This is a genomic window from Sphingomonas sp. (genome assembly GCF_013816785.1).
GTDB lineage: Bacteria > Pseudomonadota > Alphaproteobacteria > Sphingomonadales > Sphingomonadaceae > Sphingomicrobium.
Map to the genome: position 1 here is coordinate 1 of NZ_JACDDV010000060.1, position 11695 is coordinate 11695.

At 65.7% G+C, this 11695-nt stretch carries 13 protein-coding genes; 9 read left to right on the forward strand and 4 right to left on the reverse strand.

Annotated elements, in window-relative coordinates; translation table 11 throughout:
• Together H0W65_RS10825 and metK are read left to right on the forward strand one after the other, a co-directional pair.
• The coding region (locus tag H0W65_RS10825; protein WP_294007507.1) for a nitrilase-related carbon-nitrogen hydrolase at positions 1 to 440 on the forward strand (440 nt) is incomplete at its 5' end.
• A 58-nt stretch (positions 441 to 498) separates the two neighbouring features.
• Positions 499 to 1725, forward strand: a complete 1227-nt coding sequence (metK, locus tag H0W65_RS10830) for a methionine adenosyltransferase (protein ID WP_294007509.1) — start codon at positions 499 to 501, stop codon at positions 1723 to 1725.
• Here metK and H0W65_RS10835 read toward each other — a convergent pair.
• On the reverse strand, positions 1722 to 3800 hold the full coding sequence (locus H0W65_RS10835) for a catalase (RefSeq protein ID WP_294007511.1): 2079 nt from the start codon (positions 3798 to 3800) through the stop codon (positions 1722 to 1724). The two genes, metK and H0W65_RS10835, sit on opposite strands and share 4 nt — an antisense overlap.
• A gap of 133 nt (positions 3801 to 3933) precedes the next feature.
• Here H0W65_RS10835 and H0W65_RS10840 point away from each other — a divergent pair, with 133 nt between their 5' ends.
• On the forward strand, positions 3934 to 4632 hold the full coding sequence (locus H0W65_RS10840; RefSeq protein WP_294007513.1) for a tRNA (guanosine(46)-N(7))-methyltransferase TrmB: 699 nt from the start codon (positions 3934 to 3936) through the stop codon (positions 4630 to 4632).
• On the opposite strand, the gene H0W65_RS10845 is transcribed toward H0W65_RS10840, so the two are convergent.
• From H0W65_RS10845 to H0W65_RS10855, 3 genes are read right to left on the reverse strand one after another with little or no spacing between them, the layout of a single operon-like run.
• On the reverse strand, positions 4629 to 5027 hold the full coding sequence (locus H0W65_RS10845) for a type II toxin-antitoxin system VapC family toxin (protein ID WP_294007514.1): 399 nt from the start codon (positions 5025 to 5027) through the stop codon (positions 4629 to 4631). The two genes, H0W65_RS10840 and H0W65_RS10845, sit on opposite strands and share 4 nt — an antisense overlap.
• Positions 5024 to 5281: an antitoxin gene (locus H0W65_RS10850; protein WP_294007516.1), complete on the reverse strand. Its 258-nt coding sequence runs from the start codon at positions 5279 to 5281 to the stop codon at positions 5024 to 5026. The genes H0W65_RS10845 and H0W65_RS10850 overlap by 4 nt, the downstream gene beginning before the upstream one ends.
• Before the next feature lie 31 nt (positions 5282 to 5312).
• Entirely contained in the window at positions 5313 to 6503 is a 1191-nt protein-coding gene (locus H0W65_RS10855; RefSeq protein ID WP_294007518.1) for a PQQ-dependent sugar dehydrogenase, read from the reverse strand.
• Here H0W65_RS10855 and H0W65_RS10860 point away from each other — a divergent pair.
• The 6 genes from H0W65_RS10860 to H0W65_RS10885 form a co-directional block, all read left to right on the forward strand.
• On the forward strand, positions 6497 to 7540 hold the full coding sequence (locus H0W65_RS10860) for a type III polyketide synthase (RefSeq protein ID WP_294007520.1): 1044 nt from the start codon (positions 6497 to 6499) through the stop codon (positions 7538 to 7540). The genes H0W65_RS10855 and H0W65_RS10860 overlap by 7 nt on opposite strands.
• Positions 7537 to 8031 carry an isoprenylcysteine carboxylmethyltransferase family protein gene (locus H0W65_RS10865; RefSeq protein ID WP_294007522.1) on the forward strand — a complete coding sequence of 165 codons (495 nt, stop codon included), beginning with the start codon at positions 7537 to 7539 and terminating at the stop codon, positions 8029 to 8031. Before H0W65_RS10860 ends, H0W65_RS10865 begins: the two co-directional genes overlap by 4 nt.
• A gap of 105 nt (positions 8032 to 8136) precedes the next feature.
• Complete coding sequence (gene rimP, locus H0W65_RS10870) at positions 8137 to 8739, forward strand: ribosome maturation protein RimP (RefSeq protein WP_294007524.1); 603 nt, start codon at positions 8137 to 8139, stop codon at positions 8737 to 8739.
• 4 nt (positions 8740 to 8743) lie between these two features.
• Positions 8744 to 10423, forward strand: a complete 1680-nt coding sequence (nusA, locus tag H0W65_RS10875; protein ID WP_294007525.1) for a transcription termination factor NusA — start codon at positions 8744 to 8746, stop codon at positions 10421 to 10423.
• The gene (locus H0W65_RS10880; RefSeq protein ID WP_294007527.1) at positions 10410 to 11123 is read left to right on the forward strand and encodes a DUF448 domain-containing protein; all 714 of its coding nucleotides are present in this window, start codon (positions 10410 to 10412) and stop codon (positions 11121 to 11123) included. Before nusA ends, H0W65_RS10880 begins: the two co-directional genes overlap by 14 nt.
• A partial coding sequence (locus H0W65_RS10885; protein ID WP_294007529.1) for a translation initiation factor IF-2 associated domain-containing protein occupies positions 11120 to 11695 on the forward strand: 576 nt, incomplete at its 3' end. The genes H0W65_RS10880 and H0W65_RS10885, both read left to right, overlap by 4 nt.

The following is an 11695-nucleotide window of genomic DNA, read 5'->3' on the forward strand; positions in this document are numbered from 1 at the left end:
GCCCGGGACCGCGCACGATCGCCATCCCGCACTGGGGCAAGGTCGGTTTCCAGCTATGCTATGAAATCATTTTTTCGGGCGAAGTGGTCGATCGGCACAACCGGCCCGACGTGATCTTCAATCCGTCGAACGACGCCTGGTTCGGCGCTTGGGGCCCGCCGCAGCACCTCGCCCAGGCCCGCCTGCGCGCCGCCGAGGAAGGCATTCCGGTGATCCGGTCGACCCCGACCGGGATCAGCGCGCTGGTTGATGCGAGCGGGCGGATTCTCCAGTCGATACCGCTCGGCACAGCGGGTGTGATCGACGCTGCCCTGCCGCAGCCGGCAACGCGACTGACTCTGTTTGCGCGCCTCGGCAATATTATCCCGCTGGCGCTTGGCTTCCTCCTCCTCATCGCCGCGATTGCGCTTGGGCGGAGGCCTCGCTACAGCGAGACATAAGGATATCTTTATATCCTGACTTTTTCCTAGATTTCAGCCAAGGATCGACGACCAAGCCATGCGCAACAGCTTCCTCTTCACGTCCGAATCGGTTTCCGAAGGCCATCCCGACAAGGTCGCCGACCAGATCAGCGATGCGATCGTCGACTTGTTCCTGTCGAAAGACCCGGAAGCGCGCGTCGCCTGCGAGACGATGGTTACGACCCAGCGCATCGTCATCGGCGGCGAGATCCGCTGCAAGGGGGTGTTCGATATTGAGCTGTTCAAGGACACTCACGGCTGGGCGCCGGGATCGCGCGACGAGATCGAGCAGGTCGTCCGGCAGGCCGTCAAGCGCATCGGCTACGAGCAGGACGGCTTCCACTGGCAGACCGCGGAGTTCGAGAACCATCTCCACGGTCAGTCGGCGCATATCGCCCAGGGCGTCGACGCCAGCGGCAACAAGGACGAGGGCGCGGGCGATCAGGGCATCATGTTCGGCTATGCCACCGACGAGACCCCCGATTACCTCCCCGCGACGCTCTACTACAGCCACAAGATCCTCGAGCGGATGGCCGCTGACCGCCATTCGGGCGCCGCGCCGTTCCTGGAGCCTGACGCCAAGAGCCAGGTGACGCTGCGCTACGACGCGGGCAAGCCGGTCGCAGCGACCGCGATCGTGGTCTCGACCCAGCACGCGCCGGGTTATCACGAAGGCGACAAGGAGGCCGAGCTCAAATCCTATGTGAAGTCGATCGTCGCCGAACTGCTGCCCGCCGGGCTGCTGTCGGGCGAAACCGTGTTCCACATCAACCCGACCGGGGCTTTCGAAATCGGCGGCCCCGACGGCGACGCCGGCCTCACCGGGCGCAAGATCATCGTCGACACCTATGGCGGCGCGGCCCCCCATGGCGGCGGCGCGTTCAGTGGCAAGGACCCAACCAAGGTCGACCGCTCAGCCGCCTATATGGCGCGCTACCTCGCCAAGAATATCGTCGCAGCGGGCCTCGCCACGCGCTGCACCATCCAGCTCGCTTATGCGATCGGCGTGTCGGAGCCGCTGTCGCTGTATGTCGACACCCACGGCACCGGGACGGTCGGCGACGATGTGATCGAGGCGGCGATCGGCCGGATCGACAAGCTCGGCCGTCTGACCCCGCGCGGCATCCGCACCCACCTACAACTCAACAAGCCGATCTACTCCCCGACCGCCGCCTATGGCCACTTCGGCCGCAAGGCCCAGGGCGACCTGTTCCCGTGGGAAAAGACCGACCTGGCCGACGATCTAAAGGCAGCGTTGGCCTAGGCCAGCATGCGGACCTTGGGTTCGCGGTCCCAATGGCGCTTGGGCGCGACCTTGGCGAACTGGTCGAGGCCGACCACGCCCGCGTCGGGCTCGACCCCGGCTTTGTCGAGCAGCGCCTTGGCGCCCGCGTCATGGCCGATCGTCTTGACGTGACCAAAGGCGTCCATGACGAAGCCGATCGCGGCGCCGTCCCTGGTGAGCTTGGCCGCCGCCTCGGCTGACAGGACCAGCGCGACGGCGTCGAACAGAACCGAGGGTGATCCGGCGAGCTGGCCATCGGCCTTCATCGTTCCGCCATTCAGCTTGAGCCCACCAACCTTGGGCGCGATGGTGAACACCGAGCCGCCGGCCTTCTCGACCGCCGCCCTGAGGCTGTCGATCGCGGCCTTGTCCGACCCTTCGTCAAACAGGATCGCGATCTTGCGCCCGGTCATCGGCGGATCGCCCTGCTTGACGATCGACAAAGCGTCCGACGGGTCCATGTCGATCGGCGCCTTGGCCGCCTTGTTCGCAGGCGGAAGGTCCATCGCCAGCCCGGCGGCAACGCGCTTGGCGAGGTCATCGTCGACGTTGCGCAGGTTGCCGAGCATGCGCGTCCGCACCGGTTCGAGCATCACCTTCGACAGTTCGAACGTGATCGCCGAGGCGATGTGCGCCTGCTCGATCTTGGTCTGTGAGCGGAAGAACAGCCGCGCCTGGCTGTAGTGATCGGCGAACAGGTCGGCGCGGATGCGCAGCTTGTCGCCGGCGTCGTTGCGTTCGTCGTTGGTGGCGAGCGTCGCGAACCCTGCCTCGCTTTCGCGTGGACCGCCATCCTCGCCCTGCTCACCAAGGCTGTTGGGCTCGTAATTGGCGCGGCCAGTAGGCACCATCGTCTGCATCATTCCGTCCCGCTGGAAATTGCCGAATGGGCATTTGGGAGCGTTGATCGGGATCTGGTGAAAATTGGTTGTGCCGAGCCGCGATTTCTGCGTGTCGAGGTAGGAGAACAGCCGCCCCTGGAGCAGCGGATCGTTTGAGAAATCGATCCCCGGCGGGACATTAGACGGCAGGAACGCCGCCTGCTCGGTCTCGGCAAAGAAATTGTCGACGTTGCGGTTGAGGGTCATCCGTCCGATGATCCGCACCGGGAGCACTTCCTCGGGTATGAGCTTGGTCGCGTCGAGCACGTCGTAGGGCTGCTTGGTCGCGAAGGCTTCGTCGAACGTCTGGATGCCAAGGTCCCAAGCGGGGAAATTGCCCGCGTCGATCGCTTCATAGAGGTCGCGGCGAAGATAATCGGGGTCGGCGCCGGCGATCTTGACCGCCTCGTCCCAGCAGGTCGATTGCATTCCCAGCACCGGTTTCCAGTGGAATTTGACGAAGGTTCCCTCGCCCGCCTCGTTGACCAGGCGGAAGGTGTGGACGCCGAAGCCTTCTATCATTCGAAACGACCGCGGGATGGCGCGATCGCTCATCGCCCACATGATCATATGGGTCGCCTCGGGCATCAGGCTGATGAAATCCCAGAAGGTATCGTGGGCGCTGGCCGCCTGCGGATAGCCTTTGTCGGCCTCCATCTTGACCGAGTGGATGAGGTCGGGAAACTTGATCGCGTCCTGGATGAAGAACACCGGGATGTTATTGCCGACCAGGTCCCAATTGCCTTCGGGCGTGTAAAGCTTGACCGCGAAGCCGCGCACGTCGCGCGGCGTGTCGACCGACCCCGCGCCGCCGGCGACGGTCGAAAAGCGAACGAAGGTTTCGGTCTTCTGGCCTTTTTTGAATACCGCCGCCTTCGACAGGTCGCTGATATCCTCGAGCGCTTCGAATACGCCGTGCGCGCCCGATCCGCGGGCATGGACAATCCGCTCGGGAATTCGCTCATGGTCGAAATGAAAGATTTTTTCGCGCAGGACGAAATCTTCGAGCAGCGTCGGACCGCGCGCCCCGGCCTTGAGGCTGTTCTGATTGTCGCTGACCGGGACGCCGAAGTTGGTCGTCAACCCGCCGCCCCGCTGATGGGTCTCGCCACCCTTGCCGATGGTGGTGCCGTTGGTGGTGGTCGCGGATGGAGAGTCGGGCGCCTTGGCCATGATCGAAAAATTCCTTTGGATTATCGCTTCTCGTGCAACGCCCCGCGCCGGGCAGATATCCGCGCTTCGCGGCCGCCCCACAATAAAGAGTCCAGCTTGTCGAGGCTGCCGCGCTCGGCTAGCGGCGCGCCCGATGACCTCGCACAAGCCCGGCGACCCGCTGACCCTCAATCGCCTCTACGGCCGGTCGAGCGGGCACAGGCTGCGGCAGGGGCAGTCGGCGCTGATCGAAGCGCTGCTGCCGCAGATCGCGGTGCCGGAGGAAGGCGAGGTTAGCGCGATCCGTTTGTTCGGCGATCAGCGCCCGCTCCACTTCGAGATCGGTTTCGGCGCGGGCGAGCATCTTGCCTATCGCGTGGACCTACTGCCCGACCACGGCTTCATCGGCTGCGAGCCGTTCTTGAACGGCGTCGCGACCGCGCTAGGCCATGTCCGCGACGGCCATCTCGCCAATGTCCGACTCCACATGGGCGATGCACTCGACGTGCTGCAGCGGGTGCCCGACGGCGGGTTGAGCTTCGTCTATCTGCTCCACCCCGACCCATGGCCCAAGGCGCGGCACGCCAAGCGACGGATGGTCAACGACGGCCCGATCGACCTTATCGCCGCCAAGCTGCGCCCCGGCGGCGAATTCCGCGTCGCCACTGACGATCCGACCTACCTCAACTGGGCGCTGATGGTCATGCAGCGACATGTCGCCCAGTTCGACTGGCTCGCCGAAGGGTCAAAGGACTGGTTGACGTATCCGGGCGGATGGCCCGAGACGCGCTATGCCGCCAAGGCCCGCCGCGAAGGCCGAACGCCGCACCAGTTGCGTTATCGGCTGCGCTAGGTCTGCCAGTTTTCGACGCTGAGGCCTGGCACGCGGCGAAACTCTCGTTCGTTCGCAGTGACTAGAGTCGCTTCAAGCGCGAGCGCATGGGCCGCGATCAGCATGTCGTTTCCGCCGATCGGCGTTCCGGCCGCTTCAAGCGACGTCCTGAGCTGGGCATAATGGTGATCGGCCGGATGCTCCCATCCAATCGCCGGAATCGATTCCAGGACCGGCGTAATCCGCTTCGCCAATTCCGCCGAACCGCGCTTGGCAAGCCCGAACCGGATCTCCGCAACGACGATCGCACTGGTAATGCACGAACCCTTGTGGACTTCGGCGCGACGGGCGGCGCGCCCCGACGGGTTGCGCGCCAACTCCGACAAGATATTGGTGTCGAGCAAGAAACGAGTCACTCGTCGAAATCATTCACTGAGTCGGGCGGAAAATCTTCGATATCGGGGAATTCGTCGGACGGCCCCAGTAGCGGCAACCCTCGAAGATACTCAAGAACCGACGAAAGATCCCGGCGAGGTTCGGGTTCCAGGATTATCCGTTCGCCCTCCCGCCGCATCACCAGTCCTTCGCCGAAAATATCCAGCTCCTTAGGAATGCGCACCGCCCGGCTTCGACCGTTCTTGAAGATACGGAGGTGGCGGACGGCGCTCATGCCAACTCGCTGGCATATGCCGTGGCATATGTCAAGGTTTCGCCGGGTCGAGCCGCAGCAGCCGGCCACCGTCCTCGAGCAGATAGACACTGCCGTCCGGTCCCTGGTCGACCGCGCGGATGCGGGCGCCCATCGGCCATTGTTCGGCCTTGGCTGCCTTGCCCCCGTTGATATCGACCCGGATCAGCCCCTCGCCCGACAGCGCGGGGATCAGCGCGTCGCCTTTCCACGCGGAAAATTTCTCGCCGGTATAGATGATCAGGCCACCGGGCGAGATCGACGGGTTCCACCATAGTTTGGGCGGTTCGTAGCCGTCGCCGGGCTTGTGGTCGGGAATGTCGCGGCCGTCGTAATGGCTGCCGTTCGAGGCGCGCGGCCAGCCGTAGTTCTTCCCCGGGGCGATCAAATTGACCTCGTCGCCGCCCTTGGGGCCCATCTCGCTGGCCCACAGCCGCCCGTCAGGAGCGAACGACAGTCCAAGCACATTGCGGTGCCCGATGCTCCACAACTGCGCCGCGAGGCCGCCCTTCGCTGCCCAGGGATTGCCCGGCGCGGGCGTTCCCTCGCGGGTTAGCCGGACAACCTTGCCGAGGTTGACGCTCATGTCCTGGGCCGGGTCGAACTTCATTCGCTCGCCCGAGCTTAGGTAGAGGAAACCGTCGGGGCCGAAGGCGATGCGGTGCGAGAAGTGAGCGCTGCCTTCGACCTTGGGCTGCTGGCGCCAGATGATGCGGAAATCGCGCAACACCGGCTTGTTCGGATCGGCGAGGTCGAGCGTGCCATAGCCGAGCGCGGCGCCGTTCGTGCCCCGCGCGCCCTTCTCGACGAAGCTCAGGTAAACGCGGCGGTTGCCGGCGAAGTCGGGATCGGCGACGACATCGCCCAGCCCGCCCTGTCCAGCGACATGGACCACGGGGACGCCCGCCACCGCCCGGCGGCTGCCGTCAAGGAAGTCGACCAGCCACAATTTGCCCTCGCGCTCGGTGAGGAGGGCCAGATTGGTTAGGCGGACGCCACTCCCCGGCAGAAAGTCCATTGCCCAGGGCGTCGAAAATTGCGCAACCTGATGGACCGTGAATGGCCGCGCCGACGTTGATTGCGCATGGGTTGCCGTCTGTCCGCAGGCGGCGGTCGCGGCGACGAGCAGCAGGCCGGCTTGCCAAAAGGGGCGAGGCAGCCGATGCCGCGAGGCGCTTCGTTGCAGGAACAGACTTCTTGACATCCGCTCGCCTCCTCTCGATCGCCACGGCACTTCCGCCCAACACTGTCAGCCAGTCCGACGCCAAATCCGCGGCCAAGGCAATGTTCCGCGGGCGGGCAGCGCTGTTCGACCGGCTGGCGAGGGTATTCGACAATGCGCTGATCGACCAGCGCCATACGGTCGCGCCGATCGACTGGTACCGCGAGCCGCACGGCTGGCAGGAGCGGACCGATCTGTATGTCACCGCAACCGAGGCGCTGTTCGAGGAGCCGGCGCTAAAGGCGATCGCGGGAGCTGGTCTCACGCCCGCCGACATCGACGGCGTCGTGTTCGTATCGACCACGGGCATCTCCACCCCAAGCATCGAGGCCCGCGTCGGCCCACGGATCGGGCTTCGCGCCGATGCGATGCGGGTTCCGGTGTTCGGCCTCGGTTGCGCGGGCGGCGTCACCGGCCTCGCCACCACCGCGCGGTTGGCGGTCGCCGAGCCAGGGTCACGCTGGCTGTTCGTTTGCGTGGAGACCTGCTCGATCTCGATCCGCCTCGACAGCGACGACCCGGCCGCGATCGTCGCCACCGCGCTGTTCGGCGACGGAGCGGCGGCGGCGGTAATTTCAACTGAGGGCGGGGGCATCGCGCGGATCGCCGGTGGGGGCGAGAAATTATGGCCCGACACGCTCGGCATCATGGGTTGGCGGGTCGAGGATCCCGGCCTCGCCGTCATCTTCGATCGTGCCATCCCGCCGTTCATCGAGGCGGAACTGGCGGTCGCGGTCGATGCGATGCTGGCGACGCTTGGCCTGGCGCGCGCCGACATTGACCGCTTCTGCTGCCACCCTGGCGGGGCCAAGGTCGTCGATGCGATCGAGACTGCCTTGGCGCTTCCCAGAAACTCGCTCGACTTGGAGCGCGCGGTGCTGCGCGATTGCGGTAATATGAGCGCGCCCACCGTGATGTTCGTACTCGAGCGTCTGCTCGCACGCGGCCTCCCAGACCGGACGATGATGACCGCCTTCGGGCCCGGATTCACCTGCGCCGGGCTGGTGCTCGAAAAATGAGCCCGATCTGGCCGGCGATCGCCATCCTCGCCTTCGTCACGCTGCAGCGGTTGGCCGAACTGCCGCTAGCAAGAGCCAATACGAAGCGCCTGCTGGCGGCGGGCGGGCATGAAGTTGCGCCCGGCCATTATCCGCTGATCGTCGCGGTCCATGCCGTTTGGCTGGCCAGTTTGTGGTGGTGGGCGCCGGGACAGCCGATCCACTGGCCCTTCCTCACGCTCTACGCGGTGATCGAGGTCGGCCGCGTGTGGGTCTTGCGCACTCTCGGCCCGCGCTGGACGACGCGAATCATCGTCATGCCCGGCGAGCAGCTTGTCGCGCGCGGGCCCTATCGCTTCGTCGACCACCCCAATTATTTGGTCGTCATCGCCGAGATCGCAGTGCTGCCCTTGGTGTTCGGCTTGTGGCCGATGGCGATGGTATTTTCCCTGCTCAACGCCATCGTCCTGGCCATCCGTATCCGCGCTGAAAATCGCGCATTGGCCCGCTGACTCCCTCCTTGCGACTCACGAGCGACGCGCCTATATGCGCCTCACTCTCCTCGACATCGTCAGACGTTGGGGCCGGGCCGGGGTCGGTCCGGCAGCGAGAGGGTTTTGAATTTCGCCAGGACTATTTATCTGACCGACACTGTTGCAATCGCCCGTCTGATCGAGCCCGCTGCCAAGGCGCTGGGTTTCGATCTGGTGCGCGTGGCGATGATCGGTGGCACGACCGACCCGACGCTGCAGGTGATGGCCGAGCGGCCCGACACCCGCCAGCTGTCGATCGACGATTGCGCCGAGCTGTCGCGCAAAGTGTCCGACATCCTCGACGCCGAGGAAGAAGCCGGACGCGACCCGATCTCCGAAGCTTATCGCCTCGAAGTCTCGTCGCCTGGGATCGATCGCCCGCTAACGCGCCCGGCGGACTATGCTGACTGGGCCGGGCACGAGGCGCGCCTCCGCTATGCCGAGCCGGTCGATGGCGCCAAGCAGGTTTCGGGCATCATCGAAGGCATCGAGGGTGGCACGATCCGCGTCACGACCCCCAAGGGCGAACGGCAGGTCGCCTTCGCCAACATCGCGTCGGCGAAGCTGATGCTGACCGACAAGCTCATTCACGCTACCGCGCCGCTCAGCATCGAGGGCGTGGACACGATTGAGGCTGATCCTCATCCGGGGGACGAGGTCAATGCAATCGCAAGTAAGGAAGGTTGATCTAATGGCCACCACCGCCGAATCGGGCGCACCCGCGACCGGGGCCCCCACCGCCAATCGAGCCGAACTGCTCGCCATCGCCGACGCGGTCGCCAAGGAGAAGCTGATCGATCGCGGCATCGTCATTGAGGCGATGGAGGACGCGATCCAGCGCGCCGCCCGGGCCCGCTATGGCGCCGAAAACGACATTCGCGCCAAGCTTGACCCGGTCACCGGCGACCTGCGCTTGTGGCGTGTGGTCGAAGTGGTCGAGGAGGTCGAAGATCATTTCAAGCAACTCGACCTGAAGGGCGCGCAGAAATTGACAGCCGATGCCGCGGTCGGCGACTTCATCGTCGACCCGCTGCCGCCGATCGAGTTCGGCCGAATCGCCGCCCAGGCCGCCAAGCAGGTCATCTTCCAGAAGGTCCGCGACGCCGAGCGCGAGCGGCAATATGAAGAGTTCAAGGACCGCGCTAACGAGGTCATCACCGGCGTCGTCAAGCGGGTCGAGTTCGGCCATGTCGTCGTTGACCTCGGCCGCGCCGAGGGCGTCATCCGCCGCGACCAGCAAATCCCGCGCGAGATGGTCCGCGTTGGCGACCGCATCCGCAGCCTCATCCTGCGCGTCGCGCGCGAAGCTCGCGGCCCGCAAATTTTCCTTTCGCGCGCCCATCCCGACTTTATGAAGAAGCTGTTCGCGCAGGAAGTGCCCGAAATTTACGACGGCATCATCGAGATCAAGGCGGCCGCTCGCGATCCAGGGTCGCGCGCGAAAATCGGCGTGATCAGCTACGATAGCTCGATCGATCCGGTCGGCGCCTGTGTCGGCATGAAGGGCAGCCGAGTGCAGGCGGTGGTCCAGGAGCTGCAGGGCGAAAAGATCGACATCATCCCGTGGAGCGAGGATACGGCGACCTTCGTCGTCAACGCGCTCCAGCCGGCGACCGTCAGCCGCGTCGTGATCGACGAGGAGGAAAGCCGGATCGAAGTGGTGGTGCCCGACGATCAGCTGAGCCTGGCCATCGGCCGTCGCGGCCAAAACGTCCGCCTTGCCTCGCAATTGACCGCGTCGCAGATCGACATATTGACCGAGGCCGACGCCAGCGAAAAGCGCCAGCGCGAGTTTGTCGAGCGGTCGGCGTTGTTCCAGACCGATCTCGACGTCGACGAGACGCTGGCCCAGTTGCTGGTCGCCGAAGGCTTCACCAGCCTGGAAGAAGTGGCCTATGTCGGAATCGACGAAATTGCGTCGATCGAGGGCCTTGACGATGAGATCGCGGGCGAGTTGCAGAGCCGTGCCGCCGAAGCGCTTGAACGGCGCGAAGCCGCGTCGCGCGAGGTTCGTCGCGGCCTTGGCGTCGACGATGCGCTGGCCGAACTGCCCTACCTCACCGAGGCAATGCTGGTGACGCTGGGCAAGGCCAAGATCCTGACGCTCGACGATCTCGCCGATCTCGCCACCGACGAGCTGATCCAGAAGAAGCGCCAGGAACCGCGCCGCCGCGCTGAGACCGGCAACAGCCGGCCCGAAGACAAGGGTGGTGTGCTGGCCGATTATGGCCTGACCGAAGAGCAGGGCAACGAGATCATCATGGCCGCCCGCGCGCATTGGTTCGACGATGACCCATCCGCGTCGGGGTCCGGCGATCAGCCCACCGCGACTGTATCCGGGGAGGACGCAGCTGCGGATGGAACCCAATGATCGCCTGACCACTCCGCCAAGTGATGCCGACGATGGAACAGGACCCGAGCGGACCTGCATCCTGACTCGCGCCTGCCGGCCCAAGGACGAACTGATACGCCTCGCGCTTGGCCCCGACGGCCAAATCGCGCCCGACGTTCGCGCTCGCGCGCCGGGTCGTGGCGCGTGGATCGGCGTTGGTCGCATGGCGCTCGATGAAGCCCTGGCCAAGGGCAAGCTGAAGGGCGCGCTGGCACGGGCATTCAAGGGCGTGCCGCTCATCATAACCGATGATCTCGGGGAGCGAATCGAGTCCGCGCTCCGCGCCCAGGCGCTCGACCGGCTCGGCCTAGAGGCCAAGGGCGGCACGCTTCTGACCGGCGCCGAGCGGATCGAGCAAGCCGCACGTAGCGGCAAGGTCCATCTCCTGATTCACGCCGCCGACGCCGGCGAGGACGGCAACCGCGCGCTCGATCAGGCCTGGCGCGTTGGCGGTGGCCCGCCACGGGGTCTGTTATTTCCGGAGCCGCGCACCATCTTGTCGATGGCGCTTGGGCGCGAGAATGTGGTACATATCGCCCTGACCGATGCCGCCGCCGCCCGGCGCGTGGCTCACGCCATCGCGAGGTGGCAAGCTTTCATTGATCCCGATGCTGGGCTAAGCGGCGCCGACGCCGCGCGGCTGGGCTCGAACGACGATACAGACGAAGGAAACTCATGACCGACCAGACCGATAAGCCCAAGCTTGGCACGCGGCCGCCGCTGGGCCTCAAGCGCACGGTCGAGACCGGCAAGGTGAAGCAGAGCTTCAGCCATGGTCGCTCGAACACCGTCGTGGTCGAAGTCAAGAAGCGCCGTATCCTTGGCAAGCCCGGGGAGGCACCTCCGGCGCCCGAACCCAAGGTGGAGTCCGCGGCTCCTGCGCCGGCGCCCCAGCCGGTCGCGCCCAAGCCCGCAGCTCCGGTACGCCGGCCGATGGACGACATCTCGTCGCGCCGCGAAATGCAGGAGCGGCTGCTGCGCGAGGCCGAGGAAGCGCGCATGACCTCGATGGAGGAAGCGCGCCGCCGCGAGGATCGCGTCAAGGTCGAGCAGACCGAGGATGAAAAGCGCCGCGCCGACGATAACCGCAAGGCCGAGGAAGAGGCCGCACAGCGCACCGCCGAGGATACGGCCGAGGCCGAGCGCCGCCCCGCCGAGGAGGCCGCCGCTCCGCAGGCCGCAGAAGAACCGGCGGCGCGCGAGGAAGAACGACGCTTCAGCCGCCCGGCGGCCGCGCCCGCGCCCAAGCGG